Origin of the sequence: Terriglobus aquaticus (assembly GCF_025685415.1) — a bacterium.
Lineage (GTDB): Bacteria > Acidobacteriota > Terriglobia > Terriglobales > Acidobacteriaceae > Terriglobus > Terriglobus aquaticus.
In genome coordinates, this window is record NZ_JAGSYB010000001.1 from 2,651,426 (window position 1) to 2,678,215 (window position 26,790).

Sequence of the window (26,790 nt, forward strand, 5' to 3'; positions counted from 1 at the left end):
CCGCTGAAAGGCAAACATACGAATGCATCATTTTTCCGTTTGGGTACCCCGGCGCCACAAGGTTTCGGTGGTTGTAGACGGCAGCACGTACCCGATGCAGGGACCTTCGTCGCACGGCTTCTGGACCGCGGATGTCGAGAAGGCCGTACACGGTAGCGACTACGCGTTTCTGCTGGATGACGATCCGAATCCCTACCCGGATCCCCGATCGTTCTGGCAGCCGAAGGACGTGCACTCGTTCTCGCGCGTACTGGATCACCGCAACTTCGCTTGGACCGACGAGAAGTTCAGAGCGGTGCCATTGCCCTCGGCCGTGGTGTACGAGATGCACGTGGGAACGTTCACTCCAGGCGGCACGCTGGATTCAGCGATCGAACGGCTGGATTACCTTTGCGAGCTTGGCATCACCCATGTGGAGCTGTTGCCGATTGCGTCTTACGAGGGCAACTTTAGCTGGGGCTATGACGGTGTGGCGCCCTATGCACCGGACGAGACGGTCGGCGGACCTGACGCGGTAAAGCGGTTCGTGGACGCGTGCCACAGCAAGGGTCTTGCCGTAATTCTGGACGTGGTCTACAACCACTTTGGGCCGGCCGGTAACTACACCGGGCAGTTCGGGCCGTACTACACCGAGAAGCACAAGACGCCGTGGGGCGCAGCGATCAACTTCGAAGAGGGCGGCAGCGATGAGGTGCGCCGCTACTTCATCGACAACGCTCTGATGTGGCTTCGCGATTACCACTTCGACGGCCTCCGCCTGGATGCGACGCACGAGCTGATTGATCGTTCGGCCTTGCACTTCCTGGAGCAGTTGTCGCGTGAGGTGGAAGACTTGTCAGCGTCGGTAGGCCGATGCCTGGTGCTGATTGCCGAGAACGATCTGAACGACCCTCGCGTTGTGACCTCGCGCGAGGCGAACGGGTATGGCATGGACGCGCAGTGGAGCGATGACTTCCACCACGCGCTCTTTTCCCTGCTGGCAAACGAGCAGATCGGGTACTTCCGCGACTTTGGCGAGATTGGTCAACTGGCACACACGCTGAAGCACGTGTTCCTGTATGACGGCCGCTACTCGCAATATCGCCAGCACAGCCATGGTCGCCAGGTGCTGAACCTGAGCTACCACAAGTATCTGGGCTTCATCCAGAACCACGATCAGATCGGCAACCGCGCCAAGGGCGAGCGACTGGAAATGATTGTGGGCATGCGCAAGGCAAAGCTGGCCGCGGGTGTGGTGTTTACAGCGCCATTCGTTCCCATGATTTTTATGGGCGAGGAGTGGGCCGCCGATACGCCCTGGATGTACTTCGCGGACTTCGAAGCACCTGAGTTGCGCAAGGCGGTAAGCGAGGGGCGCAAGAAGGACTTCGCACACTTCGGTTTTGGCGATGACGTGCCTGATCCGGAAGACCCGCAGACGTTTGAGTCGTCGAAGCTGAAGTGGGCGGAGCTGGACGAGCCCAAGCACCACGAGATGTTGCGGTGGTACCGCGACCTGATCCACCTGCGCAGGAAAACGCTGTCACTGAATCTGGGCGATATGCATCGCATGGATGTGGAACACAGCGAAGAGAGCCGGTGGATCCGCACAGACCGCGGCGAGATCCGGACGTGCATGAACTTCGCAGAAACAGCGACGGCCTTTGCGTTGCCCCCTGGGTCTGAGCTGCTGTTGTCGAGCGCGGAGGCCCCTGACCGCGAACCGGGTGGCGTGGTGGTGCCGCCGCTGAGCATGGCCGTGTACCGTATGCCGGCGCGGCCGGTGACGGTAGAGCCGCCGCAGTAATCTGAATACCGAAAGCAGTAAGGGCGGCCCGAGTGGCCGCCCTTCTGCTGTGTTCCAACGAAGTCTAAAGCGCTTTACGGACGACTTTGCGCACAGTCTCCGCTACCAAGCCGTAGACCACGTGCGTGACCATTTCACTGCGCTGCTCGCGCGGCTTCTGGTCCTTCGGCTCGGCGGAAAGGCCGAGCGCCGGCAGGGCACCCTCGTGCGCAAAGGCCATGAGGGTCATGCCAAAGGTGATGCCGTTGCGCGCGGTCACCTGCGGATACACCTCTGCGACGACGCCGTAGGCAGCGCCGGCGAGAGCTCCAAAGGCCCAGTGCACACCCTCGGCTTGCGCCTTTTTCGAAGAGGTCTGCTTGCTGTCCGCGCCCAACTTTTCGACCGTGACCTCGGTCGGATTGCGCTCACCATGGATGCGCGGCGGGTAGAAGCTTTCAGCGAGCGTCTTCGCTCCGGTGGCGATCAGGCCGCCGACCAGACCGGCTACGGCGCCCTTCAACAGGCTGTGCGTGGGATGCGTGAGTTGGTGCGCTTCTTTCGCCATATCAGAACATCGGACGCCGCAAGGGAGCGTTGGGTGGCTTGGCAGTGCGGCTCCGGACAGCGGACAGGCCAGCCTTCGACGGGACGCGATGAATCCTTTCGCCAGTTGGCGCATTTAGAATGGAGGCTCCGGTCCTGCGGCTCGTTCAGTGCCGACCGAACACACATCCATGACAGAGAATCCGTCCGTTCCAACACAAGCAAAGGATGGCGAGCCGGCGGGCGACATCCGCGATGCAGCCAACGACGTCCGCGACACCGTGATCCTTGGTTCCGGCTGCAGCGGCCTGACCGCGGCGATCTACACCGCGCGTTCCAACCTGAAGCCGCTGGTGATCGAAGGTCACGAGCCGGGTGGGCAGTTGAGCATCACCACGCTGGTCGAGAACTTTCCCGGCTGGCCCGATGGCGTGCAGGGACCGGAGCTTGTCGAGAACATGCGCAAGCAGGCGACCAAGTTTGGCGCCGAGCTGGAGATGGGCCACCTGGTCGCGGCAGACCTGCACAAATCGCCAATCGAGCTGGACTTTGGCACCAAGAAGATCAAGACACGCACGCTGATTGTGGCGAGTGGCGCAAGCGCACGCTGGTTGGGACTGCCTAGCGAGCAGGCGCTGATCGGGCATGGCGTTTCCTCATGCGCCACCTGCGATGGCTTCTTCTTCATGGACAAGACCATCTGCGTGATCGGCGGCGGTGACAGCGCGATGGAAGAAGCCATCTTTCTGACGCGCTTTGCGAAGAAGGTGTACCTGATCCACCGCTCCGCCAGCTTCCGCGCGAGCAAGATCATGCTGGAGCGAGCGATGGCGCACCCGCAGATCGAATTCTTGACCAACACCGTGGTGGAAGAGGTGCTAGGCGTGGAAGAGAAGGAAGTCCGCGGCATCCGCATTCGCAACGTGGAGTCGGGCGAGGTGAAGGAGATCGCGCTGGAAGGCTTCTTCCTGGGCATCGGCCACATCCCGAACGCGAAGTTCTTCGAAGGCCAGATGGACCTGGACGAGGACGGCTACATTCTGAGCAAGGACAACGTGTTCACCACGCGCAATGGAGAGGTGATTCCGGGCGTCTTCTGCTCTGGCGATGTGCAGGACCGGCGCTATCGGCAAGCCATCACGGCCGCTGGTACGGGCTGCATGGCTGCGCTGGAAGTGGAGAAGTACCTGGAAGAGCAGGGGCGGTAAATCCTAGCTCCGTATCGCAAGCAAAGGGCGTGCCGAATGGCACGCCCTTGCTGCTGCAGGATGCGTTGGACAGTGAATCGATCCATGACAGGTGTCACCTTCCTGAGTTGACCGGACGCGCGTTGCGCAAAGGGTATGGCGCGCTACGCTCTCTGCATGGCTAAGATTCAGGCAGGGCGTTTTGCGGCAAAGATCGAAGGCGACTTTGTGGTGTTTTACATTGGTGCCCGTATCAACCGGTTCACCGCCGTAAGCAAATGGCTGCCGGTCACGCTGGCCATGCCGCGCATGATCCGCGAGCTGATCGCGCAGCCGGAGCTTGGCTTTCTGCATGCGGAGCCAGCGCTGGCTCCGCCGCGGACGGTGGCGCTGGTGCAGTACTGGCGCAGCTTTGACCACCTGCACGCTTACGCGCATGCTCGCGATAGGGCGCACCTGCCGGCCTGGGCGGCGTTCAACAAGGCGGCGCGCGGCAACACGGCGGTCGGCATCTTCCACGAGACGTACCTAGTGCAGGCGGGCAGCTACGAGAGCATTTACGCCGACATGCCGGTGTGGGGCCTGGGCAAGGCGGGCTCGCTAGTGCAGGCGGTGGGCAGCATGCACAATGCCTCGCAGCGCATTGGCCGCGAGGTTCGCGGAGACTCGAACGCGCCGAGCGACTAAGCTGAAGCTATGTCGATTGCAGAGAACCTCCAGCGCGTGCGGCGCGAGGTGGATGAGGCGTGTGAGCGCGCGGGGCGCGAGCCGGGCAGCGTGCAGGTGATGGCGGTCAGCAAGACGCACGGGCCGAAGCTGGTGGCCGAAGCCTTTCACGCTGGGCAGCGCCTGTTTGGCGAGAGCCGCGTGCAGGAGTGGGAGCACAAGCGCGAGCAGTTGCACACGCTGCTGGGCGAAGGCGTGGGCGAGATCGACATGCACCTGATCGGCAACCTGCAGAACAACAAGACAAGCAAGGCCGCTTGGCTGTATAGCGCGGTGGACTCGGTGGACACGATCAAGGTGGCGGAGCGGCTGAACGCTCCGTGCGCGCAGGCGGGCAAGGTGTTGCCGGTGCTGATCGAGGTGAAGCTGAGCGAGGAAGCGACGAAGCACGGCGTGGACCCGTATGCCGTACCCGGTCTGGTGCGCCGCATTCACGAGGACTTGGAAGGGCTGGAGGTGCGCGGGCTGATGATGGTGCCGCCCTACAGCGATGACCCGGAGGAGGCGCGTCCGTTCTTCCGCAAGCTGCGCGAGATCCGCGACGAAGCGCAGCAGGCGACCGGCATTGCCCTGCCCGACTTGAGCATGGGCATGACGCATGACTTCGCCGTCGCGATTGCGGAGGGCTCAACGTGCGTGCGCGTGGGCACCGCGATCTTTGGATTGCGGGAGTATGCAACGACTCCGCAGGAAGAGGCCTAGCGCCGCTTAGCGACTGCTACTGCGGTTCTCTGCTTGAAATCGGCTTTGCCGTTTGAGAGCACGCTGCCGCAGCATGTGCGCACCACCGGTCACGACTCCAACGATCATCAGCGTCAAAGCGATCAGGTTGATGGTGATCCAAATAGACTGGTGCGCATGGTGAGGAGCGGAGAAGGTGGAGATGCCGTTGAGCAGCAAGCCACTGCAGAAGCAAGAGGTGTAGAGCTTCTGCGCCCGGCTCATCGGCGGATTGCGGAGTGCGTCATGCGTATCGAACATGGCTGCCTCGCTAGTCCACGGCTAGGATCAGGCACTTCAGATAGCGCGTCTCCGGCAGCGTGAGAACCTCCGGATGGTCGGGTGCGGCGGCGCGGGTTTCGAGCAGGCGGACGTGGCGGCCGGCGTCGGCAGCGGCGGAGGCGATCGCTTCCGTGAAGTCAGCCAGCGCGATATGGTGCGAGCAGGAGCAGGTGACGAGCGTGCCACCGGCGTTGAGCATGCGCACAGCGCGCAGGTTCAATTCCTTGTAGCCGCGCAGCGCACCTTCGACAGCGCGGCGGGACTTGGCGAACGCAGGCGGATCGAGCACGACGGTGTCGAAGCGCTCACCGGTGCTGTCGTAGTGGCGAAGCAGTTCGAAGGCGTCGGCCTCCACGAACTCCATGGGCGCAAGGGCGTGCGCTTCGCGATTGCGGGTGTAGTTGGCTTCCGCGATTTCGAGGGCACTGCGGCTCTGGTCGATGGCGGTGACGTGGTCACAGCGACCTTGCGCAGCGCCGCGCGCCAGGTGCAGCGCGAAGCCGCCCTGGTAGGTGCAGACGTCCAGCCCACGGCCGCGAGCGTGCTTCGCGGCAGCGGCATAGTTCAGCCGCTGATCGAGGAAGGCGCCGGTCTTTTGTCCGCTGTTGGCGTCGTACTGAAACCGCAAGCCATTGAGGGTGAAGGTGGTGGTGAGCGCCTCGTCTCCGCTGGTGGACAAGAGAGGCGCGGCGGGCGCAGGTGCCAGCTGCTCCAGCTCACGAATTCGCGGATCGGGGCGTTCCACGATCGCCCGGACGCCGGCCGTGGCGAGTTCGGCAGCGAGAACTTCGCGCAGGTCATCCTGCGCTGTGCCCTGCGCGAGCAGTTGCAGGATGACAAGGTCGTTGTAGCGGTCGGCCAGGATGCCGGGCAGGTTGTCGGCTTCCGCAAAGATGAGGCGCAGTGAATCGGTATCTCCGCTCGCCAGCATGGGCGCGCGCAGAGCCAGCGCGCGGCGGACGCGTTCGCGGGTCTCATCCAGGTATTCGCCGCGGGAGAGCCGCGGTTCGCTGCTGACCTTGCGCAGGGTGAGTTCGGAGCTGCTGCTGAAAAGTGCGGAGCCCAGCGGGATTTGGCGTGCGTCCAGAATGGTGACGAGCGCACCTGGCTGGATCTCGGCATGACCAAGCGCTGGAATGAGCGATTCGACCTCGGACCGGTAGACCCAGAGGTGACCGGCACGCAGGCGATCGGCGGCGCGGCGGCTGACGACCGCGGCGGGGCCGGCCAGATCGGCCTCGGCGTAGCGGAGAGGCTGGTCTTTGCCGCGGGCGCTGATCGCGTCGCGGGGTGAAGCCGCTTTGCGGGACGCGGGATTGCTGGGCCGAGAGGGTGTGTTGCCGCGTCGATTCATCCCTTTGATTGTCGCAGGGCGCACGATTGGGACCGTTGTCCCTCGACGTGCACAGGAAGAGCATATGGTTCACCGCGCTCCGGACGACACTTCGGGGAGGGAGATCGCACGAGGATTGCCGGATGCGCTACACTTCCCTGCGACGCTGAAACGTTTTGATGGACCTCGGTCAGAGGCTTCCGTTGCACAGACCTTGTTCGGCACAGGAGAGTCCCAGAGCTATGCAGTTTCCCAAGTTTTCGTTCGGCATGGGCGACCGTTTCGCCCACCAGGCCAAGGCGCAGTTGCAGGCCTGCATGCTTGCTGCGCAACAGGGCGCGGACGTGACGCCGGTGTGGAACAAGTCGAACCGCGAGCACCTGATCATCGGCAGCGAGCCGACCGGAACGCGCGAGGCTGCGGACGCCGCGGTAAAGGAAATGGGCTGGACGAAGCCGTACTTCCTGGATGCCGACCACATCAACCTGAAGACCTATGAGCGCTTTGTGGCGCCGTGCGACTTCTTCACCATCGACGTGGCGGACAACATCGGCCAGAAGAGCGATGAGACGGAGATCGCGAAGTTCGTCGAGCGCCACCCGGAGCTGATCGGCGAGATCACCATCCCGCGCATCGACCAGCCGTTCCGCACGGATAAGGCGTTTGTCGAGAAGACGGCCAAGCAGTTCCTCGCCGCGGTGCAGCACGCGGGCGAAATCTACCGAGCAATCGCCGCGGCAAAGGGCAACGAGAATTTCGTCGCCGAGATCAGCATGGACGAGACTGACGCACCTCAGACGCCTGTCGAGCTCCTGATCATCCTGGCTGCGATCAGCGATGAAAAGGTGCCGATCCAGACGATTGCGCCCAAGTTCACCGGGCGCTTCAACAAGGGCGTGGACTACGGTGGCGACCTGCAGCAGTTCGCGAAGGAGTTCCGCGAAGACCTTGCAACGATTGCGTACGCGGTCGAGAAATACAACCTGCCGAAGACCCTGAAGCTGAGCGTGCATTCCGGGTCGGACAAGTACTCGATCTACCCGGCGATTCGCGAGGGGCTGCAGGCGTTCGATGCCGGCGTTCACGTGAAGACGGCCGGAACCACGTGGCTGGAAGAGGTGATCGGTCTGGCAGAAGCCGGTGGAGACGCCCTGGAACTGGCAAAGGAGATCTACGCACAGGCCTATGCGCACGCGGATGAGCTGTGCGCCCCATACGCAACGGTGATCGACATAAAAAAAGACAACCTGCCCACGCCCGAGACGGTGGACGGCTGGTCGAGCGAGCAGTTTGTGAAGGCGCTGCAGCATCGCTCGCCTGCAGAGGCTGGCGACCTGCCGGAGTACAACCCGGATTTCCGGCAGCTCTTGCACGTCGGTTTCAAAGTGGCGGCAAAGCTGGGCAAGCGCTACACCGACACGCTGGAAGCCAACGAAGAGGTGGTCGCACGCAACGTGACGAAGAACCTGTTCGAGCGGCATATCCGGCCCATCTTCCTGGGCTGATCGCAAGGGTCGAGCGGATGCAAAGACGCGCGTGTTTCAGCCTGGGCGTATGCGCTGCGGCAGGGTTGCTGATGGGTAGCGGCTCTGCCGCAGCCGCAGGCCTGCCCGTGCTGCAGGTGGGACCGCAGGCGAAGTTCCACACCGTGCAGGCAGCGATCGATGCGGCGCCACAGACGGGCGCGGAGATACGGCTCGCGCCGGGTAAATATCGCGAGAAGATCCACATCTCCACACCGAACCTGTACCTGGTGGGTACGGGCAAAACGCCGGGCGATGTGGTGCTGAGTTGGGACGACTCGGCGAAGAGTGCGGGCGGCACGGGCAAGAGCGGCAGCGTGACCGTGGAGGCGGACGGCTTCGAAGCCGAAAATCTGACAGTTGAGAATACCTGGCAGAACGAGCACGAGCGCACCCAGGAGGGGTCGCAGGCCGTGGCGTTGCTGCTGCGAAGCGACCGTGCCGTGCTGGACAACGTTCGCCTGATTGGAGCACAGGACACCCTGTATGCGGACAGTCGCACGTGCCATGAGAATCTGCCCAGTGATGGCAGTGCGCCGAAGGAGCCGCAACCCGCGTGCCGTGCATCGCGCGAGTACTTCCGTGACGTGTACATCGAAGGCGATGTGGACTACATCTTCGGCGATGCGCAGGCGGTGTTCGATCGCTGCGAACTGCATCCGCGACACCACCCGACGGTCATGTTTACGGCGCAGAGCCGGCACTTTCTGGAGGAGGTGTCGGGATATTACTTTCTGCACTCCAGCATTACAGGGGATCGCAGCACATTCGACGGCTCGGAGAAGCTGGTGCTCGGCCGGCCCTGGCGCGACTACTCCACCGTATGGTTCTACGACACTGAGATCGAGCCGACGATCACAGCGGATGGATGGAGCGACTGGAACGGACGCTTGAAGACGAGCGAGTACCGCGAATACAAATCGCATGGACCGGGTGTGAATGGTGGGCAGCGAATCGTGAGCTATCCACCGCTGACAAAGGAAGTGGAGAAAGGCCTGACGCCCCAGGCTCTGCTGCGCGGGACGGATGGGTGGAACCCGGTGAAGGCAGCGGATCGACTATGGAAGGCACGATGAACAGAATGCGCCCATTCGTGACGGTTGCGCTTACTGCAGCGTGGATCGCGTCCGCGTGCGCGCAGCAGACCATGGTCGGAGCGAATGCTGCCGTGAGCGCACAACGGGACGGCGCGGCGATGGCGGCAACCGTGCGCCAGCAATGGCCGGACGGCGTGGTGGCCACCCAGGCGCATCCGGGTGCGTGGGCGTATGAGACGGGCACGCTGCTGGACGGGATGGCTGCGGTCGGTCTGGCAACGAACGATGCTGCAGAGCGTGCCGCGGACCTGGCCTATGTGAAGGCGGCGGTCGATCGGTGGGTGCGCCCCGATGGATCCATCGAAACCGAGCCCGGCAAGCCGTTCAATCCGTCATTGCACACCTTGGACAACCTGGAGCCCGGGCGAGCGGTGTTGTTTGTTTGGCAGCAGACACACGAGGAGCGGTACCGCAAAGCGGCGGCGTTCCTAATTGCGCAGTTTGCGGCGCAGCCGCGCAATTACTTCGGCGGGTACTGGCACAAGCAGGTGTACCCAGACCAGATGTGGCTGGACGGGGCGTACATGGCGGAACCGTTTCGCGCCGTCTATGCAAAGCAGTTCGGTCCGGCCAGCGAGCTCGACGACGTCGCCAAGCAGTTGCTGCTGATGGACGAGCATATGCGCGCGCCGGGTATTCCCGCGGGCGAGTTGCTGCGGCATGGGTGGGACGCGAGCGGCGCCGAAGGAAAGCAGGCGCAGCCCTGGGCCGATCCGAAGACCGGCTTGTCCGCAGAGGTTTGGGCGCGGGCGCTGGGCTGGTATGCGATGGCGTTGGTGGATACGCTGCCATCGTTCCCGGCAAACCATCCGGATCGGGCAAAGCTGATCGCAGTGCTGCAACGGGTGATGACCGCCGTGGCCGCCGAACAGGACGCTGCCACCGGTGTGTGGTGGGATGTACTGCACAGGCCGGGCCAGGCGGGCAACTTCCGTGAAGCGTCGGCAACAGCGATGTTTGTGTACGCCTCAGCGAAAGGTGTGCGGCTGGGGTACTTGCCGCCGCACTTCTCCGGGAACGCAGAGCGCGGGTGGACCGGACTTGAAACTCAGTTTGTTACGCGCGCAAACGGACGCGTAACCCTGCACGGCACCGTGAAGGTGAGCGGCCTGGGCGGCACACCGTACCGCGCAGGCGACTACAGCTACTACGTGCACGAAGCTGTCGGCGATGACGACCCAAAGGGCGTGGGAGCGTTTCTGCTGGCGGCCAGCGAGGTGGGTCGGCTCCGTACGGTGACGCACTCCAGGTAGCAGTCCAGCGGGGCACCGAACCGGGTCGCTCGCAGCGTGCGTTTGCCCGTTACAGAGAATGCGCCGCGATGCGATACTTGCTGGAACTTACAGGAGATCTGTTTTGTCTACGTCGCCTCGTCCCGATGCTTCGAACCGCAGTGATGGTGTTTCACGCGCGGAGGGCGCGCCGCTGCAGGCACGGAGAGCAGGACGCATCAAGATACAGGATGTGGCCCGGCTGGCGCAGGTGTCGCCCAGCACCGTTTCTGGCGTGTTGAACGAAAAGAGCAATGTGCGGCCGGAGACGCGGCAGCGCGTGCTGGATGTGATCGCGCAACTGGGGTACACGCCGAATATCTTCGCCAGCAACCTGGCGCGGCGATCGACCAAGCTGATCGGCATCATCGTTAGCGACCTGTTGAACCCGTTCTTCGCAGAAATTGCTGCGGCACTGGATGCTGAGGCCCGCAAGCATGGCTACGAAACGTTTCTGGCGTCGACCAGCTTTCACCCGGATAAGCAGTGCGCGGCGGTGCGCCAGATGCTGGCGCTGCGCGTGGCCGGCGTGGCCATGATGACGAGCGAAAACGATCCCGAGGCGTTCAGCCTGCTGAAGGGGAGTGGGACGCCCGCGGTGTACCTGGACAACAATCATTCCGCGCCGCACATCGGCACCGTTCGCGTGGACAAGCGGCACGGGATGTTTATCGCAGTGCAGCACTTGTTGGAGTTAGGCCACCGAAAGATCCTGCTCATCAAGAACTCGCAGCAGGACTCGGCCGAACCGCCGCTGCTGAGTCACCAGGAACGGCAGATCGGGTTTGATGAGGCACTTCACCAGTACAACCCGAAGGAGATGGACGTCCACGTGATCGACGAACCCGGCGATCCGGCGTCCGCGGGCATGCGCGCAGTAGAACGGGCGCTGAAGCAGTACCGGTTCACGGCGGTAGTCGCCATCAACGACCTGGTCGCACTGGGTGCATTCCGGGCGCTGCAGGCGGCGGGGTTGCAGATACCGCAGGATGTTTCCGTCGTTGGATTCGACAACACATATCTTTGCGACTTCCTTCACCCCCCACTCACCACGGTGGCAACACCCCGCGCAGACCTGGCCAGCAACGTGGTCTCGATGCTGCTGAGTTACATACGCGGCGACGGCGCGCCCCCAGAGCCGATGCTGCCCGCCCAGATGGTGCTGCGGCAGTCCACGGCGACGCCGCAGGCGACGTAGGGCAAGGATGGTAGCGCGGACAATCTGCCGCACAGCGGTCACGCTCACCGCTCTGTTGGTGACGTCCTGTGGCCACGCGCAGAGATCTCGCGTAAGTGCGGCGGAGCAGGCGACGTACACAAACCCGATTCTCTTTTCGGACTACTCGGATCCTGACGTGGTTCGCGACGGCAAACGTTACGTCCTGGTCGCGTCCACGTTTTCGTTTGTGCCCGGGCTGCCCATTCTGGTATCGCCAGACCTGGTGCACTGGACGATACTGACGCATGCGTTACAGCGGGTTGATCTGGCGCCGCAGTACGACATGAACGATGGCGATCGGTATGGGGGAGGCGTGTGGGCGCCGGCGATTCGGAAGCATGCCGGGCGCTTCTACATCTTCTTTCCAACTCCGGAGGAAGGCATCTTCATGGTGAGCGCGGCGCGCCTTAGCGGGCCGTGGACGAAGCCCGTCGCGGTACTGGCCGGGCCGAAGCTGGAGGATCCGTGTCCGTTCTGGGATGACGACGGCAAGGCCTACCTGGTGCACTCGCGAACAGGCGCGGGGCCACTAATCTTGCACCGCATGTCGCCGGACGCAACGCACGTACTGGATGCCGGCAAGGAAATTGTGAATGACCCCGTACACCTGAAGACCCTGGAAGGCCCGAAGCTGTACAAGCGCAATGGTTGGTACTACATTTTTGCGCCGTTTGGTGGAGTGAGCACGGGCAAGCAGGTGACGTTGCGCTCGCGAAGCATTGATGGCCCTTACGAATCACAGATCTCCCTGCAACAAGGCACGAGCAACATCAACGGGCCGCACCAGGGTGGTTGGGTCACCACGCCGGATGGCAAAGACTACTTTGTGCACTTCCAGTCGCGTGGCGCACACGGGCGCATTGTGCACCTGGAGCCAATGCGGTGGGAGAACGACTGGCCGGTGATGGGAACGGCTACGATTGACCCGATGGCCCCGCGGCCGGGACAGCCGGTGCAGAGTGCTCCCGTGCCCGTGCCGGTCGCACGTGCAGCCAAGATCACGGTGCAGACTTCAGATGAGTTCGCGAGCACCGCACTTGGCCCGCAATGGGAGTGGAACCACAACCCGGTCAAGGATGCGTGGTCGCTCAGCGAGCATCGCGGATACTTACGGCTGCACGCCCTGCCCTCTGCGAGTTTGTTCGCTGCGCGCAACACGTTGACGCAGCAGATGCAGTCAGAATCGCTTGTGTTCACAGCCCGGCTGGAACTGACAGGACTGCAGCCGGGAACTCATGCCGGGTTGGGGATATTTGAGCAGAAGGCCAGTGGCATCGAGATAACCGACGGAGGCCAAGCGTCGTACCGCCTTGCCTACTTTCACGTGGAGCGGGCGAAGCGTGGGACGGTGACTCAGTTGGGCGACGACGCCGCTGCTCATGTCGCCCGGCATATCCAGGCGTTACTGCTGCGGGTGACGGTACGCGGAGATCGTGTTCGCTACAGCTTCAGCGCGGATGAGGGCAAGAGCTTCCAGGAGCTGGGGCCGGAGACCCCAATCGACTTCAGTTGGTGGAAGGGCGCGAGACCGGCTTTGTTTGCGTACAGCGAGTCGGACGGAAGTGCGACGCCGGGGTACCTGGATGTGGATTCGGTCCATGTGGACCCGATACCGTAATCGCGCTGGGACGACAGCACGGACCGGGCAAAGCGGGGGCGCTCTTGCACGTGTCGGCTGGTGCTGAAAGGTCCGAAATTATCTTGCCGCTTAACGAATTAAGCCTTTGAGCGGCAGAGCGACGGTCTCGGTGCGCGGAGGCAGGCAGACCTGGTCGTTGCAGGTTTGATAGCGCACCAGGACGTGGCTGACGGCGTCTGCAGCGGGCCGGGTGCGAGGCGCGCGCAGTTTCAGGGTGAAGTTGACGTCGGAGAGGAAGACGCCCGCCACCGAGTGCGTGACCGGATCGGGAACCCGGGCTGGGTCGGGCTCGCTTACGTCGAGCAGGGTGAGCGGATCGCCCTGTTGCAGGCCGATCTCGGTTGCGAGCGGGCCGCCCTCGGGCTCTTCCAGCGCGTACAGATGCCAGCCCGGCTGTACCGCCGCGGCAAGCGTGACCGTGAACGCCGCGCCGGGAGCAACCGGCCGCGACGGCAGGTGCTGAACGGACCAGTGGGCCGGCGTGGGCGGAGCTGCAAACAACTGCGACACCGGGGCGAACGGGACCGCGATCGCGAAAGCGAGCACCACGCGGAAGCAAACGGCAGATGAGCGCATCATCGGGCCGCCTGCTGAAGCGGAGCGTCGCCCAGAGGAGCGTATGCCGCCGCGACCACTTTGTGCGAGGAGAGGTCCTCAACCCAGGCCGCCACGGCAAGCTGATCGAGCGGCAGCGTGGTGTCGGTGCTGAGAAAGTGCGCGGTGCCGAAGCGCTCGTTGTACTGGGCGAAGTCCGCGAGGTACTTGCTGAGCTTGGAGCTGATCGTTGCCGGATCGAAGGCCGCGGACGCAGAGGACGATCCGGTGAGCGCTACGGGTAAGGCGTCCGCTGTCGGCCGCGCCAGATCGCGAACAACCACTGCATGGAATCGAATGCCGTTTTCGCCGCTGTAACGAACCTCGCGCTGAACCAGGGCGAAGTTGAGAACCAGCTTGGGAGTCTTCGCGGCAGCAGCAGGAGCTGCAGTTGCCGCTGGATCAGAGGACGCAACGTCCGGCTTCGCCGCTTGCGAAAGAAGCTTCCGCAGCGCATCGGCATCGGCCACCTGGAACTCAGCCTTTGCAGCAACCGTGTGGTCCGGCGCGAAGCCGGCCGCAACATGCAGCGTGGCTCCGGAAGGAACCTGCAGTTCCTTATCCAGCTCGGCGGAAAGTGTCTTGTAAGCTTCCTCGGCGTCTTCGCGTCCACCACCGATTTCTGGACCTTCCACGCCGTCGATGCGAAAGGTCGGCGTGAAACGCACGTTGTCATACGCGGCGCGCGCGACGGAGGCGGTGTTTGCGAGGGGATCGGGCTCGGGAATGTGCTGGTCGAACGCCAGCGCAACCACTTGCGAACGCGAGTATTGCTCCAAGACGCCGTCTGTCGCCAAGTCCGCGGCAGCGCATGGGTCGCACGCCGAGCCGGTGTAGAGCGCGAGCAGGACGGTGCGGCCGGAAGTGGGTGCGGAGTGCTGTGAGGCCGGCCTGGGCTGATACAGAGCGCGGTAACGACGGTCGATCTCCGCCTCCAGACCGGCGCGATCGCCCCCATGCTGCGCGGCGTAGAGCGACTGCAGAAGGGCTTGCCCCGCGGGTGTCATTCCGCCATAAATAGTCGCCAATTCCAGGTCGTCCACGGCCTTGTCGTCCTGATGCTGCAGGTGCTCGATCTGGCCGCGTGTGAGGAACGTTGCACCCTGGGTCGGATAGAGCGGCTGTGCCTGGTCAAGCGCAGCGATCGCATCGGAGATCTTGCCTTCGTGCAGGTAAACGTCGGCGAGCGTCTGCAGATTGGCGGCCTGAGACTCACCGAAGTACCGCTTAACCTGGGCGTCGCGCTTGGCCTGTTCCGCGGGTGTAAGCGGCTTGGCAGGCGCGCTACCAAACATCATTGCCGCCATGGCAGGCAGGGTGGTCTGCTTCACGGAATCGCGTGCCCAAGCCTCGGCCGACTTGAGATCGACGCCGTTGGGCGGGGCTTCCGCGAGGCTGTAGGCCACGCCGTTTTCCACGTTTGCACGGGAGGTTTTTTCGGCTGCATCGACTCTGGCCTTGGCAACCTGGTGGATCCGTTTTTCGTCGAGAGGCTGCTGCTCCAGCAGGAGCTTGAGCAGAATGCTGCGAGCGCGGTCGGCGCGCTTGCTCGTCGGGAAGTCGTGGAGAAAGGCCGTGAGCGCGGCGGCACGTTTGTCCGGTTGGAGCTGCGCATTCGCGGCCTGAAATGCAGCCTGATCCGGGGTAACCTGCATGGCCGTAGCGGACCCAGCGCCGGAGGGCGCCGCTGTCTGCGCAAACACTGGAGGAGCATTGCCGAGCGCAATGGCGACACAAACGGCGGCGAACCAGGACTGCCTGAACAGCATGAACGCTCCCAAATTAGCCTGAATGGACGAAGCATATCAGCACGGTGCCCGATGTGAGCGGGCGGGAGATAAGCGGACCGGGGCACGGCGTTGATCGGCCCATCCAGGTAAGGCGCGGCTGACCGCGGATTGCCTATACTCCGCGTATGGGTCTGACCGCAGTCGTTGTGGATGACGAGCCGCTTGCCCGGCGGGAGTTGCACTACCTGCTCGGTCGCATTGGCGATGTGGACGTAGTCGCCGAGGCGAGCAACGGTATCGAGGCGGTGGAGACGATTCGTAACGCCGCGCCAGACGTGGTCTTTCTGGACGTGCAGATGCCCGGACTGGACGGCTTTGCGGTGTTAAAGAAGCTGATCGACGCCAAGGCTCTGACCCCGGAACGCGAGGAGCCGATGCCCGAGGTGGTCTTTGCGACAGCATTCGACCAGTACGCGGTGCGTGCATTTGAAGTGAATGCAATCGACTACCTGCTGAAGCCATTCGAAGAGCGGCGGGTGCGCCAGGCGATTGAGAAGGTGCGAGCCCGGCAGCAGGCGAGCGCATCGTCAAACGGTCAAACAACTATCGAAACCGTGCCGCAGGCCAGCAGCGAGGAGCGGCTGGAGAGCCTGCTGAAGCTGCTGGAGTTGCAAGCGGGAGCCACGCAGGCCGGGGCTGCAACGGCCCAGGCTGGTCCCGCGCGCGGCACCAGGGTACGCAGCGGTAAGGTCGTGGTGCGCAGCGGACAACGATTGCTGCTGGTGGAGGAGCGCGACGTGTCGTTTGCGTCCATCGAAGAGGGCGCCATCTCCGTGGTGACGCCGCAGATGGAAGGGCTGGCGAACTGCCGCACCATCGAAGAACTGGCCGAGCAGGTGGACCCGAACAGTTTCTGGCGCGCGCACCGGTCGTACCTGGTGAACATTGCGCACATCCGGGAGGTGGTGCCCTGGTTCAAGAGCACGTACCTGCTCCGCATGGATGACCGCAAGCAAACGGAGATCCCGGTGGCACGGGCACAGATCAAGCGGCTTCGGGAGTTGTTCAACTTGTAATCTGCCGTGCCCGCGGCGGTGATTTTGATGGCGAACATCCGGCGAAGATGAGACACTGGTGCGGGCGCGTAAGAGCCCGGCCAGAGCGCCATGCCTGAAGATTTCGGTCCGCCAGCACCGCCCCTGCGCAAGATCGTGCATGTGGACATGGACGCGTTCTACGCGTCGGTGGAGCAGCGCGACGATCCTTCCCTGCGCGGACGACCGGTCGTTGTGGCGTGGAAGGGTTTGCGATCCGTGGTGTGCGCGGCTTCGTACGAGGCGCGGCGCTTCGGCATTCGTTCGGCCATGCCCGCCGTGCGCGCGGAGAGGCTGTGCCCGGAAGCCATGTTCGTTCCGCCGGATTTTGTTCGGTACAAAGCCGTGTCGCAGGCCGTGCGCGAGATCTTTCAGCGGCATACGGACGCGATCGAGCCGCTGTCGCTGGATGAAGCCTACCTAGATGTGACGGAGAACAAGACTGGCCTGCCGACGGCCACGCGCGTGGCCAGCACCATCCGGCAGCAGATTCGGGACGAGCTGAAGCTGACTGCCTCGGCCGGTGTGGCGCCCAACAAATTTCTCGCCAAGGTGGCGTCCGACTGGCGCAAGCCAAATGGCTTGTTCGTCATCCAGCCGCACGAGGTGCTCGAGTTTCTGCGCGACCTACCGGTAGGCCGAATTCCTGGGGTGGGCAAAGTAAGCGAGCAGCACCTGGCCGCACGCGGCGTGAAAACCGTGGGTGACGTGCAGCGGATGGACCGCGTGGAGTTAGAGGCAAGGTTTGGCCGGTGGAGCGCACGGCTGCACGCGCTGGCGCATGGCATTGACGACAGTCCCGTGGTGGCAAACCGCGTTCGCAAACAGGTAAGCGCGGAGGATACGTTTGCCGCCGACGTGCCGCTGTATGAGACCGAACCGGCGATCCGACGACTCGCGGAGAAGGTCTGGAAGGCAAGCCACGGCAACGCCCGTGCCGCGCGCACCGTCGTCCTCAAGTTGAAGACGAAGGAGTTCACCAGTCTTACGCGAAGCTTGACGCCGGTGGAGATGCCGCGTTCTGCGGAAGAGCTGGGCGATGTGGCCGTGGGCATGCTGGACCGCGTTGCTCTGCCGCCGGGGCAGATGTTTCGCCTGGCCGGTGTGGGCCTGAGCAACTTCCAGAGCGATGTGGAAACACCGCTGTTTGCTGAGCCCGGCGACGGCGTAGCGGAGATCTGAATCGGGCTCTCTTCCGCCGCGCCGCTTTGCCTCTGCGAGCGCCCGCCAGTTTGACCGAAGCGCTGGGCGTCGTCGGCTGCGGCACGCATGTGTCACATCTCCTAAGTTCTTAGTTGACAGCGAAGGAGTGTGCGGCCTATGCTCCGAAACTGTTAGGAGGTGCGATGGGCGGGAAGAAGCGGGAAGGTTTGACACCACTGGAGTTGAAGGTGATGCAGTCGTTGTGGTCGGTGGGAAGCGGCACCGTCGCGGACGTGCAGGAGCAGATGCAGCCCACGCCGGCCTACACCACCGTGCAAACGGTGCTGAACATCCTGGAGCGCAAGGGCAAGCTGACTCGCACGCTGGAAGGCCGAGCATACCGGTACCGGCCTGCCCTGTCCGAGGCGAAGGCACATAGCCACGCGTTGCGCGACCTGGTGGACCGCATGTTTGGCGGATCGAGCGAAGACCTGGTGATGAGTCTGGTGAAGACACGGCAGTTGGACGCGAAGCGCCTGGCCAGCATAGCGCGCAAGCTGCAACAGCAGGAGGACGGGCAATGAGCACAGCAATGCACTCCTTGGCGAATTATCTGTTGAACGCTTTATGGCAATCGGTGCTGATTTGCGCGGCCGGATGGGGAGTCGCACGGCTGGTGCGGCCGCTGGGGGTTGCGGCGGAGCATCGCGTGTGGGTGAGTGTGCTCTGCGCGCAATGCATACTGCCGGCTTGTGCGGCGCCGGGGCTTGCGGCGTCTCTGCAGCGATGGATGGCATCGGGCAACGAACGCAACGGTGCAGTCACCGTCACCGTGGGGGCGGCGCAAGCAATCGGCCGTGGTGGCGCTGGCGTTATGCTCCTGGACCTCGCTGTCACGATGTGGGCTTTGGTGACCTTCGCGTTCGCCATGCGATTCGTGGTGCAGATGTGGCAGCTGCGGAACTTGCGGCGGGACGCTTCACCACTCACGCTGAATGACGCGGACGCGCTGTGGATGCGCGACTCCTGCGCACAGCTTGGCATCGCACACCCCGAGCTGCTGACTTCCAGCAGTGCGAACACGCCGCTGACCTTTGGGTTTAGCCGGCCCGTGCTGATCTTGCCAAGCGGCTTTGCACAGCGTGTCAGCACCAGCCGCTTGCGTGCCGCGCTAGCGCACGAACTGGCGCACGCGACACGACACGATGCAAGGAAGCAGGTGCTGTTTCGAGTCGCCACGCTGCCGCTGGCGTGGCACCCTGCCGTGCACTTTGCCATGGCCAAGATTGCCGAAACGCGTGAGTGCGTTTGCGATGGGCTTGCTGCCGGAATGACGGGAAGCGCGCGGGAGTATGCGCGATCGCTGCTGGAACTCGCTTCCCTGCTGACCGCACGCCGGCCAGCCAACGCTCACGCCATCGGCCTGTTCGATGCCAACCAGTTGGAGAGGAGAGTTCTTATGTTGAACCGTCGTGTGTTTCCTATGGCTCGGTCCTTGCGCGTAGGTCTGGTGGCAGGCAGTGGTGTGCTGGCAATGGTGGCGTGTACGTCTGCCCTGGCATTTCGAATGGACGCGCCGGGACAGCCCTCGGCTGTGTCGGCTTCGGATCAGAAGAAGCAACAGGGTCCGGTTCGCATTGCGCCGGGCGTAGCAGCAGGGCAGGTGGTCCAGAAAGTCACACCGGTGTATCCGCCGGAAGCGAAGAAGGCGCATATCTTCGGCGCGGTGGTGTTGCACGCGATCATCGGCAAGACGGGATCGATCGAACAGTTGGATGTTGTCTCGGGACCGCCGGAGTTACGCGACTCGGCCCTCGACGCCGTACGCCAGTGGGTTTACAAGCCATACCTGCTGAATGGCGAGCCAGTCGCGGTCGATACGACCATCACCGTGAACTATTCGTTCTCAGAAAACCCGCCGGCGAACGCACCGGCACCCGGCACGAAGTAGCTTTTGCAGTTGCGCGCGGAGGGCACGCGGGCCGGCCCGCGTGCCCTTCCCTATGCAACGGAAGACCCGCTGAAGCTTAGGTAATGTCGAGCAAGTGTGCCGGTCCCCAATAGCGTTCCCCATTTTGCTCGCGATATATCGTACTGCGATACACTTAGAGCAGGACGATTATGGCGGACGAATCACAGCGCTATGACATGGAGCATCTCGCGAAGTTTCGTCGGGAGATCCGGCGTTTTCTCCAGTTCAGTGAACAGGCGGCGATCTCCGCAGGCCTGCAGCCGCAGCAGCATCAACTGATGTTGCAGGTAGCCGGAGCGCCGCAGGATGAGTCCGTCACGGTGAGTTATATCGCCGACCTGATGGGACTTAAACATCACACGGCTGTGGGGCTGAGCAAGCGCTGCGAAGCGGCGGGCCTGCTGCGCAGGGTTCAGGACCCGCAGGATCGCCGTTGCGTGGTGTTGCAGTTGACCAGCTTGGGCCGGCGGGCCTTGCGACAGCTTTCTGAGGTCCACACCCAGGAACTACGCGACCTGGCACCCAGCCTGATTCAGGCGTTGTCGCAGATCCAGAAAACATAGACAGGCATGCAGCGGTCAGGTAACCGCGCGACCAGAAGAGAGGTACGTTTGCAGTCAGAACCATCAGCCTTGAGCGACTTTTCAGTCGATCGGCGCGTTTGGGTGCTCTCCGGCGTGGCGGTGCTCATCGGCGTGTGCGCGACATTTCTAGCGGTGCTGCTTCTGCGTCTTATCGCGCTCTCGACGAACCTCTTCTATTACCACCGCCTCAGCTTTGCATCGGTCTCGCCCGCGGGCAGCCCGCTTGGGCACTGGATGGTTGTCGTTCCCGTGGTGGGCGGGCTCATCGTGGGCCTGATGGCGCGGTTCGGTTCCGACAAGATTCGCGGTCACGGCATACCGGAGGCAATCGAGGCCATTCTGCTGCACCGCGCGCGGGTTGATCCAAAGATCGCGGTCTTGAAGCCGGTGTCGGCGGCGGTCGCTATCGGATCCGGTGGGCCCTTCGGCGCGGAAGGCCCAATAATCATGACAGGAGGTGCCGCCGGCTCCCTGATTGGTCAGTGGATGCACGTAACCGACAGCGAGCGGACCACCCTGCTGGTTGCGGGAGCGGCGGCGGGCATGTCCGCCACCTTTGCGACACCGGTCGCCGCAATCCTGCTCGCAGTGGAGTTGCTGCTGTTTGAATGGCGGCCGCGGAGCCTGGTTCCCGTGGCAGTGGCAAGTGCAACGGCGGCGCTGCTGCGGGTTTATTGGCTCGGCGCAGGTCCGCTGTTCCAGATGCCCGCGCTGCCGGACCTGACGCGTGTCTCATTCGTCATCGGTGCATTGTTCCTCGGAGCTCTGCTGGGGCTCGTGTCCGCTGGCATGAGCCGGCTGATGTATTGGTTCGAGGACCGGTTCGACCACCTGCCCATTCACTGGATGTGGTGGCCCGCCCTTGGCGGCATCGGTATCGGTGTGGGAGGCTTGTTTTTCCCGCGCGGCCTCGGCGTTGGCTACGAGAACATAGCAGAGCTGCTTCGCGGAAACGCGCCGCTCGGGCTGATTGTCGGCATCCTGATCGCGAAGTCGTTGATGTGGGCGTTCTCGCTCGGTTCTGGAACGTCTGGCGGCGTGCTGGCACCGCTGCTCATGATCGGCGGAGCGGTAGGCGCGTTGGCGGGACACCTGGCTCATGCCTCGGCAGACGCTCAGGCCGTGTGGGCACTGATCGGCATGGGATCGATGCTCGCCGGCGCGCTAGGAGTGCCTCTGACCGCGATCCTGTTCAGCCTGGAAGTGACGCATTGCCTCCCTGCCCTGCTTCCGCTGGCGGTCGCGTGCGTTGCGTCGTACATCGTGACGGCAATGATCATGCCGCGATCGATTCTGACCGAAAAGCTGAGCCGGCGTGGCTACCACCTCACTCGGGAATATGGCGTCGATCCGCTGGAACTGGTGCTGGTGAAGGAGGTCATGTCGCCTCTTGCCCTGGGAGAAGAAAACCTAACCCTACCGAAGATCTACACGTACGCTGACTCCACGACGCGGTCTGCAGCAGAGCTGATGGCGACGGAAGGCGTGGAGCGCATTCCTGTGATCGATCGAGCAAACGGGCAGGCCTGCGGTGAGCTTTCGTTGCACGATCTGCTGCGCGGGCGGGGGCGGTCTGTCGTGCGAGAAAGCGAACGGCTCAGACTGTACAGCTATGTTCCGCCAGAGTTGGGCGGCCACAACTGAGCGCTGTTCTCGTCGTCACGTACTTTGCGCGGTGAAGCGAATGTTCAGTGCGGTTGCTAGTGGGCCGCCATCTGCTCGGGATCAACCTTTGCGGTCTTCGGCGGAAGGCGCATGATCCAGACCAGGGGCGAGAGCGCTGCCACTGTGCAGGCAAGGACGAAGAACGCATTCTTGTAAGCGAGCATGTTGGCCTGACGGCCAAGCTGACCGTAGATTTGCGCCAGCGCCAACGGCTGCGCGCCGGCCACGCTGGAACGCGTCATCTGCGCGAAGCGCGACACGAAGTCGCTGACCGCGGCGGAGCCCGCATAGATGTTCGCGCCCAGCGCAACGGAGTGGACCTGAGCAGTGCGTGCCAGGAAGGTGGTCAGCAGAGCCGTGCCGGCCGATCCACCAATGTTGCGGGCGAAGTTGGATAGCGAAGAAATCTGATTGGACTTGTCGCGCGGCACGCCGACGTAGTTGAGCGTGCTGATTGGGATGAAGATGAACGGCAGCCCGACGACCTGGAGAGCGCGCCAAAGCATGACCGTGTGGTAGCTGCTGTAAAGATCGAGCCGCGTCAGGTTGTACAGGCCGGCAGCGACGGCCAGGTAGCCGACCATGACGGTGAAGCGCGGGTCGCCCTTGCCCAGGGTGCGACCGGCGATGGCCATGCCCACCATCATGACGAAACCGGCGGGCGATAGCACTTTGCCAGCGTTCTCTGCCGTGTAGCCCAGCAGCACCTGCAGATACTGCGGGATGAGTACGGTGGACCCGAAGAGCACCATGCCGAGCACCAACTGCAGAAAGACCGCGGTGCCGAAGTTGCGGTTCTTGAGCAACTTCAGATCGACGATGGGATCGGGATGAAACCACTCCCACAATACGAAGAACAGAAGGATGACGCCGGCGAGGATCGCGGTGGTCTGAATCTCACCGGAGCCGAACCAGTCTTTTTCCTGGCCTTTGTCGAGCGTGAACTCGAGCATGCCGACACCGATAGCGACGCTGAGCAGGCCGATGTAGTCCACGGGATCGCGGCGCTTGGTGCGCGCGGTCAGCTCGGGTGGGTCCTCGACCATGCGGTGCGACAGCAGCAGCGAGATGATGCCGATAGGCAGGTTGATGAAAAAGATCCAGTGCCAGGAGTAGTTGTCGGTAATCCAGCCGCCGAGGGTAGGACCGATGGCGGGCGCGACGACCACTGCCATGCCGTAGAGAGCAAAGGCTTGGCCACGCTTCTCGATCGAGAAGGTGTCAGCCAGAATGGCCTGCTCACTGGGTGCCAAACCGCCGCCGCCTAGCCCCTGCAGAATGCGCGCGAAGATGAGCATGGGCAAGTTGGGCGCGAAGCCGCACAGCACCGACGACACCGTGAACATAGCCACGCACGTCATGTAGAAGCGCTTGCGGCCGATGCGGTTGGAGAGCCAGCCGCTGATGGGCAGGATAACGGCAGAGGCGACCAGGTAGCTGGTGAGCACCCACGTGGCTTCCTCCTGCGATGCACCGAGCGAACCGCCGATGTGCGGCAGCGCCACATTGGCGATAGAGGTATCCAGGACCTCCATGAAGGTGGCCAGGGTGACGGTCAGCGCGATCAGCCAGGGATTATGCTTCGGCTTCCACGCTGCTTCGATGGGTGCTGCGGCTGGCGGCATTTGACGGAGTGGTCCTGCGTATCAGGGTACTGATACAGTCTTGCTAGACCAGAGTATCAGGGTACTGACATAGATGAGCGGAAGTCGCCGCGAGCTTCAGCAAGAATTCGACGAATGGAAACAGGCTCTTCCCATACCGGAAGGCGGCCCGAGGGTGGCGGCTGCGCGGCAACTGCGGGACAGCATCCGCGTGTTTACCTTCGGCTTTCGCGACTGGCTGGAGGACGCCATGCGGCCGCAAGGCCTGACGCTGCCGCAGCTTCGCATGCTCTTCGCGGTCCGCTATGGCAGCGATGCAAGTTCGGCAAAGATCGCGCGACTATGCCAGGTAACACCTCAGACGTTGCAGGCGATGCTGGAACGAGCGGTTCGCGAAGGATGGCTGCTGCGTAAACCAGCGAAACACAACGCACGAATCCTTGTCTCGGCACTCACTCCGAAAGGCGAAGCCCTGCTGCAGGAGGCCGTCGAAGCAACCACCGCGTTCGAGCAGCAGGTGTGGCGTGATGCGAGTCTGGCGGAACTGAAAACGATGAACGCCGCGTTCACCAGGGCGGCACGGCGCATTGCGCAGATGGAGGCCACGGGAAACAAGCCGCCCCAGAAGAACAGGAAGCCGAAAGCGCGCACGAAGCTGTAGGCTGGGTGGCACCGCATCATTGCTGAGAGGCCACCCGCTTGCGATTCCCTGCTCTCCTGTTCTCTGCCGTTCTGCTCGCCGCGCCCATGCTTGCGCAACAGTTGACTCTGGAGCGCTCAGGCGCTACGGTCGTGGTCACGCCCTACGCTCCGAACATCGTGCACGTGACGCTCAGCCTGCGGCGCGAGGACGCGCTGCGCGGGCCGGGCTACGGCATCTCCGCCAAGCAAGACAGCGCTGGCTGGACTACGGCTCTAGACAACGACACCGACGTGATGCGGTCTAACGCGCTAAGTGTGCGCGTGATCGGGCATAACCCGCGACCAGTGGACGCGAGCAAGCTGCCGGAGACGGCAAAGTATTTCAGCGGCTCGGCACCGTGGGTCGGGCTGAGCCTGCTGAAGGCCGATGGATCGCCGCTTCTGCAGTTGCAGGGATGGCAGATGGCACCGCCGAACTACAAGGACGCTACGGCATGGCTGGCGAACGACAGGCGGCCGAGCGATCCGCCGTTCTTTACCGTAGGCGCCACGTTTAGCGCTGCACCAGACGAGCACGACTACGGCATGGGGCAGAACCAGGAGGGCTACCTGGATCGCCGGGGCCACACGTTACGCTGCGCGCACGACTACAACGCTCCGGGTGGCGAGAGCGTGTGCGTCCCGTTCGCTGTCACCAACAAGGGCTACGCTCTGCTGTGGGACAATCCATCGCGCACGACAGCGACTTTTGGCTTAAACGGGCAGAACACGTTTACGAGCGAGGTTGGGCAGCGCGTCTCATTTTTCGTGATCGCTGGGGACTACGCGGCTCAATACCGCGGCTATCGCTTGCTGACGGGCGACGTACCGATGCTGCCGAAATCCGCGTACGGGTACATCCAATGCAAGCAGCGCTACAGCAACCAGGCGGAACTGCTGGCGGTGGCGCACGGGTATCGCGACCGTCACCTGCCTGCGGACGACCTGGTGATCGACTGGTTCCACTACACGGTGATGGGCCAGATGGACATGGATCCAGCGAAGTGGCCCAATCCAACGGCAATGAATCGCGAGCTGCACGACCTGCACTTCCACACCATGATCAGCGTGTGGCCGCGCTTCGTCCCAGAGGACCGCTACTACAAGACATTGCTGGATCACGGCTGGTTCGAACACCTGGCCGATGGCACGCCGACGAATGGTCTGCCCTTTGACAAGGCAGGATCCGACATTGACACCACGAACCCCGACGCCGCGAAGTGGTACTGGCAGACGATCCGCGATAACTACGTGAAGATAGGGTTCGACAGCTTTTGGGCCGATGAGACGGAGCCGGATCTGCCGCCGAACGGAAGCTACTTCCACGTGGGACCCGGTACAGAATTCTTCAACATCTATCCGCTGTTCCACACGGCCGCGATCTACAACGGCATGCGTGCCGACATGAAGGAGCGTGCGCTGATCCTGGCGCGCGCCAGCTACCTGGGAGCGCAGCACAACGGAACCATCTTCTGGTCGAGCGACATCTCGCCCACGTGGGATGTGCTGAAGCGGCAGGTGCCGACCGGCATCAACTTCACCGCGAGCGGTATGCCGTACTGGTCGACCGACATTGGCGGATGGCAGGCGCTGCCCGCGCATCACACGCCCGCGCATGCACCACTGCTTGACCCGAGTGACGCGCGTGCCGTGGTGGGCGGGTACGACGATTATCCGGAACTGTACACACGGTGGTTTGAGTACGGCACGTTTCAGCCGAACATGCGCACGCATGGCACGCGCCCACAAAACGAGGTGTGGAGCTACGGCAAACAGGCGGAGCCGATCCTGGAGAAATATCTGCGGCTGCGCTACACGTTGCTGCCGTACCTGTACTCGTTGGGCTGGCACGCGAACCAGACGGGCGAGCCGTTGATGCGCGGGCTGTTCCTGGATTTCGCCAGCGACCCGAACGTAGCGGACATCGGCGATGAGTACATGTTCGGACCCGCGCTGCTGGTTGCGCCAGTGACAGAGCAGGGTGCAACGACGCGCAGCGTGTACCTGCCGGCCGGTACGGACTGGTACAACTTCTGGACGAACGAGCGGGTGCATGGCGGTCAGCGCATCACCGTCGCCGCGCCAATCGATACGATCCCGGTGTTTGTGCGCGCGGGCTCGATTGTACCAATGGGGTCCGCTGTGGAGAGCACCGAAGACAAGCAGACCATCAACGAAGTGCGCGTGTACCCCGGCGCGGATGCAAACTTCACGCTCTACAACGACGACGGCAAGACCTACGCGTATGAGCAAGGCAAGTTCGAGACAACGGAACTGCGCTGGAGCGATGCAGCGGGCAAGCTGACGCACACGGGTGCGAAGGCCTGGAGCGGCAGCGATGGGGGCGTGGTGAAGGTGATCCGCTAGGGAGAGCGAGGATCAAAACGAAAAGGCACAGCTTGCATGCTGTGCCTC

General features: G+C 63.1%; 23 protein-coding genes. 17 read left to right on the forward strand and 6 right to left on the reverse strand.

The window, feature by feature from the left end; translation table 11 throughout:
- Positions 1–22: 22 nt before the first annotated feature.
- Complete coding sequence (gene treZ / locus OHL12_RS11035; protein WP_263413864.1) at positions 23–1,786, forward strand: malto-oligosyltrehalose trehalohydrolase; 1,764 nt, start codon at positions 23–25, stop codon at positions 1,784–1,786.
- 64 nt (positions 1,787–1,850) lie between these two features.
- Here the strand turns inward: treZ and OHL12_RS11040 are convergent, their stop codons facing one another.
- A complete protein-coding gene (locus tag OHL12_RS11040) occupies positions 1,851–2,333 on the reverse strand; it encodes a DUF1440 domain-containing protein (protein WP_263413865.1) in 483 nt (160 codons plus the stop codon).
- Positions 2,334–2,502: 169 nt separating this feature from the next.
- On the opposite strand from OHL12_RS11040, the gene trxB reads away from it, so the two are divergent.
- From trxB to OHL12_RS11055, 3 genes are all read left to right on the forward strand, one after another.
- Positions 2,503–3,519 carry a thioredoxin-disulfide reductase gene (trxB, locus tag OHL12_RS11045; protein WP_263413866.1) on the forward strand — a complete coding sequence of 339 codons (1,017 nt, stop codon included), beginning with the start codon at positions 2,503–2,505 and terminating at the stop codon, positions 3,517–3,519.
- A gap of 156 nt (positions 3,520–3,675) precedes the next feature.
- A complete protein-coding gene (locus OHL12_RS11050) occupies positions 3,676–4,185 on the forward strand; it encodes a DUF4188 domain-containing protein (protein WP_263413867.1) in 510 nt (169 codons plus the stop codon).
- 9 nt (positions 4,186–4,194) lie between these two features.
- The gene (locus OHL12_RS11055) at positions 4,195–4,926 is read left to right on the forward strand and encodes a YggS family pyridoxal phosphate-dependent enzyme (RefSeq protein ID WP_263413868.1); all 732 of its coding nucleotides are present in this window, start codon (positions 4,195–4,197) and stop codon (positions 4,924–4,926) included.
- 6 nt (positions 4,927–4,932) lie between these two features.
- On the opposite strand, the gene OHL12_RS11060 is transcribed toward OHL12_RS11055, so the two are convergent.
- Positions 4,933–5,205, reverse strand: a complete 273-nt coding sequence (locus OHL12_RS11060; protein ID WP_263413869.1) for a hypothetical protein — start codon at positions 5,203–5,205, stop codon at positions 4,933–4,935.
- A 10-nt stretch (positions 5,206–5,215) separates the two neighbouring features.
- Positions 5,216–6,580 carry a class I SAM-dependent rRNA methyltransferase gene (locus OHL12_RS11065; RefSeq protein ID WP_263413870.1) on the reverse strand — a complete coding sequence of 455 codons (1,365 nt, stop codon included), beginning with the start codon at positions 6,578–6,580 and terminating at the stop codon, positions 5,216–5,218.
- 221 nt (positions 6,581–6,801) lie between these two features.
- Between OHL12_RS11065 and OHL12_RS11070 the strand changes: the two genes are divergently transcribed.
- From OHL12_RS11070 to OHL12_RS11090, 5 genes are all read left to right on the forward strand, one after another.
- On the forward strand, positions 6,802–8,064 hold the full coding sequence (locus tag OHL12_RS11070) for a tagaturonate epimerase family protein (protein WP_263413871.1): 1,263 nt from the start codon (positions 6,802–6,804) through the stop codon (positions 8,062–8,064).
- Positions 8,065–8,081: 17 nt separating this feature from the next.
- Positions 8,082–9,158, forward strand: coding sequence for a pectinesterase family protein (locus tag OHL12_RS11075; protein ID WP_263413872.1), 1,077 nt, complete (start codon positions 8,082–8,084; stop codon positions 9,156–9,158).
- Positions 9,155–10,432: a glycoside hydrolase family 88/105 protein gene (locus OHL12_RS11080; RefSeq protein WP_263413873.1), complete on the forward strand. Its 1,278-nt coding sequence runs from the start codon at positions 9,155–9,157 to the stop codon at positions 10,430–10,432. Before OHL12_RS11075 ends, OHL12_RS11080 begins: the two co-directional genes overlap by 4 nt.
- A 103-nt stretch (positions 10,433–10,535) precedes the next feature.
- The gene (locus OHL12_RS11085) at positions 10,536–11,648 is read left to right on the forward strand and encodes a LacI family DNA-binding transcriptional regulator (RefSeq protein WP_263413874.1); all 1,113 of its coding nucleotides are present in this window, start codon (positions 10,536–10,538) and stop codon (positions 11,646–11,648) included.
- A 7-nt stretch (positions 11,649–11,655) separates the two neighbouring features.
- Positions 11,656–13,287, forward strand: a complete 1,632-nt coding sequence (locus tag OHL12_RS11090) for a glycoside hydrolase family 43 protein (RefSeq protein ID WP_263413875.1) — start codon at positions 11,656–11,658, stop codon at positions 13,285–13,287.
- Positions 13,288–13,377: 90 nt separating this feature from the next.
- Here OHL12_RS11090 and OHL12_RS11095 read toward each other — a convergent pair whose 3' ends face one another.
- Positions 13,378–13,887, reverse strand: coding sequence for a protein-disulfide reductase DsbD N-terminal domain-containing protein (locus OHL12_RS11095; RefSeq protein ID WP_263413876.1), 510 nt, complete (start codon positions 13,885–13,887; stop codon positions 13,378–13,380).
- Positions 13,884–15,671 carry a hypothetical protein gene (locus tag OHL12_RS11100; RefSeq protein WP_263413877.1) on the reverse strand — a complete coding sequence of 596 codons (1,788 nt, stop codon included), beginning with the start codon at positions 15,669–15,671 and terminating at the stop codon, positions 13,884–13,886. Before OHL12_RS11100 ends, OHL12_RS11095 begins: the two co-directional genes overlap by 4 nt.
- A 146-nt stretch (positions 15,672–15,817) precedes the next feature.
- Between OHL12_RS11100 and OHL12_RS11105 the strand changes: the two genes are divergently transcribed.
- The 6 genes from OHL12_RS11105 (at position 15,818) to OHL12_RS11130 (ending at position 22,069) form a co-directional block, all read left to right on the forward strand.
- Positions 15,818–16,708, forward strand: coding sequence for a LytR/AlgR family response regulator transcription factor (locus OHL12_RS11105; protein ID WP_263413878.1), 891 nt, complete (start codon positions 15,818–15,820; stop codon positions 16,706–16,708).
- 90 nt (positions 16,709–16,798) lie between these two features.
- Positions 16,799–17,908 (forward strand): DNA polymerase IV, encoded by a 1,110-nt coding sequence (gene dinB / locus OHL12_RS11110; protein WP_263413879.1) that lies wholly within the window; start codon positions 16,799–16,801, stop codon positions 17,906–17,908.
- A 164-nt stretch (positions 17,909–18,072) separates the two neighbouring features.
- On the forward strand, positions 18,073–18,453 hold the full coding sequence (locus OHL12_RS11115) for a BlaI/MecI/CopY family transcriptional regulator (protein ID WP_263413880.1): 381 nt from the start codon (positions 18,073–18,075) through the stop codon (positions 18,451–18,453).
- Positions 18,450–19,820, forward strand: a complete 1,371-nt coding sequence (locus OHL12_RS11120) for a M56 family metallopeptidase (RefSeq protein WP_263413881.1) — start codon at positions 18,450–18,452, stop codon at positions 19,818–19,820. Before OHL12_RS11115 ends, OHL12_RS11120 begins: the two co-directional genes overlap by 4 nt.
- A gap of 170 nt (positions 19,821–19,990) precedes the next feature.
- The gene (locus tag OHL12_RS11125) at positions 19,991–20,404 is read left to right on the forward strand and encodes a MarR family winged helix-turn-helix transcriptional regulator (protein WP_263413882.1); all 414 of its coding nucleotides are present in this window, start codon (positions 19,991–19,993) and stop codon (positions 20,402–20,404) included.
- Positions 20,405–20,473: 69 nt separating this feature from the next.
- Complete coding sequence (locus OHL12_RS11130; protein WP_263413883.1) at positions 20,474–22,069, forward strand: chloride channel protein; 1,596 nt, start codon at positions 20,474–20,476, stop codon at positions 22,067–22,069.
- Between the two features lie 56 nt (positions 22,070–22,125).
- On the opposite strand, the gene OHL12_RS11135 is transcribed toward OHL12_RS11130, so the two are convergent.
- The gene (locus tag OHL12_RS11135; protein ID WP_263413884.1) at positions 22,126–23,715 is read right to left on the reverse strand and encodes a DHA2 family efflux MFS transporter permease subunit; all 1,590 of its coding nucleotides are present in this window, start codon (positions 23,713–23,715) and stop codon (positions 22,126–22,128) included.
- Positions 23,716–23,788: 73 nt separating this feature from the next.
- On the opposite strand from OHL12_RS11135, the gene OHL12_RS11140 reads away from it, so the two are divergent.
- Positions 23,789–24,355 carry a MarR family winged helix-turn-helix transcriptional regulator gene (locus OHL12_RS11140; protein WP_263413885.1) on the forward strand — a complete coding sequence of 189 codons (567 nt, stop codon included), beginning with the start codon at positions 23,789–23,791 and terminating at the stop codon, positions 24,353–24,355.
- Positions 24,356–24,393: 38 nt separating this feature from the next.
- A complete protein-coding gene (locus tag OHL12_RS11145) occupies positions 24,394–26,742 on the forward strand; it encodes a glycoside hydrolase family 31 protein (protein WP_317889817.1) in 2,349 nt (782 codons plus the stop codon).
- Positions 26,743–26,790 lie beyond the last annotated feature (48 nt).

Excerpts from the sequence above, each read along its gene's own strand:
- treZ (WP_263413864.1), top strand. The coding sequence starts at position 23 with ATGCATCATTTTTCCGTTTGGGTACCCCGGCGCCACAAGGTTTCGGTG.
- OHL12_RS11040 (WP_263413865.1), bottom strand. The coding sequence starts at position 2,333 with ATGGCGAAAGAAGCGCACCAACTCACGCATCCCACGCACAGCCTGTTG.
- trxB (WP_263413866.1), top strand. The coding sequence starts at position 2,503 with ATGACAGAGAATCCGTCCGTTCCAACACAAGCAAAGGATGGCGAGCCG.
- OHL12_RS11050 (WP_263413867.1), top strand. The coding sequence starts at position 3,676 with ATGGCTAAGATTCAGGCAGGGCGTTTTGCGGCAAAGATCGAAGGCGAC.
- OHL12_RS11055 (WP_263413868.1), top strand. The coding sequence starts at position 4,195 with ATGTCGATTGCAGAGAACCTCCAGCGCGTGCGGCGCGAGGTGGATGAG.
- OHL12_RS11060 (WP_263413869.1), bottom strand. The coding sequence starts at position 5,205 with ATGTTCGATACGCATGACGCACTCCGCAATCCGCCGATGAGCCGGGCG.
- OHL12_RS11065 (WP_263413870.1), bottom strand. The coding sequence starts at position 6,580 with ATGAATCGACGCGGCAACACACCCTCTCGGCCCAGCAATCCCGCGTCC.
- OHL12_RS11070 (WP_263413871.1), top strand. The coding sequence starts at position 6,802 with ATGCAGTTTCCCAAGTTTTCGTTCGGCATGGGCGACCGTTTCGCCCAC.
- OHL12_RS11075 (WP_263413872.1), top strand. The coding sequence starts at position 8,082 with ATGCAAAGACGCGCGTGTTTCAGCCTGGGCGTATGCGCTGCGGCAGGG.
- OHL12_RS11080 (WP_263413873.1), top strand. The coding sequence starts at position 9,155 with ATGAACAGAATGCGCCCATTCGTGACGGTTGCGCTTACTGCAGCGTGG.
- OHL12_RS11090 (WP_263413875.1), top strand. The coding sequence starts at position 11,656 with ATGGTAGCGCGGACAATCTGCCGCACAGCGGTCACGCTCACCGCTCTG.
- OHL12_RS11095 (WP_263413876.1), bottom strand. The coding sequence starts at position 13,887 with ATGATGCGCTCATCTGCCGTTTGCTTCCGCGTGGTGCTCGCTTTCGCG.
- OHL12_RS11100 (WP_263413877.1), bottom strand. The coding sequence starts at position 15,671 with ATGCTGTTCAGGCAGTCCTGGTTCGCCGCCGTTTGTGTCGCCATTGCG.
- OHL12_RS11105 (WP_263413878.1), top strand. The coding sequence starts at position 15,818 with ATGGGTCTGACCGCAGTCGTTGTGGATGACGAGCCGCTTGCCCGGCGG.
- dinB (WP_263413879.1), top strand. The coding sequence starts at position 16,799 with ATGCCTGAAGATTTCGGTCCGCCAGCACCGCCCCTGCGCAAGATCGTG.
- OHL12_RS11115 (WP_263413880.1), top strand. The coding sequence starts at position 18,073 with ATGGGCGGGAAGAAGCGGGAAGGTTTGACACCACTGGAGTTGAAGGTG.
- OHL12_RS11120 (WP_263413881.1), top strand. The coding sequence starts at position 18,450 with ATGAGCACAGCAATGCACTCCTTGGCGAATTATCTGTTGAACGCTTTA.
- OHL12_RS11125 (WP_263413882.1), top strand. The coding sequence starts at position 19,991 with ATGGCGGACGAATCACAGCGCTATGACATGGAGCATCTCGCGAAGTTT.
- OHL12_RS11135 (WP_263413884.1), bottom strand. The coding sequence starts at position 23,715 with ATGCCGCCAGCCGCAGCACCCATCGAAGCAGCGTGGAAGCCGAAGCAT.
- OHL12_RS11140 (WP_263413885.1), top strand. The coding sequence starts at position 23,789 with ATGAGCGGAAGTCGCCGCGAGCTTCAGCAAGAATTCGACGAATGGAAA.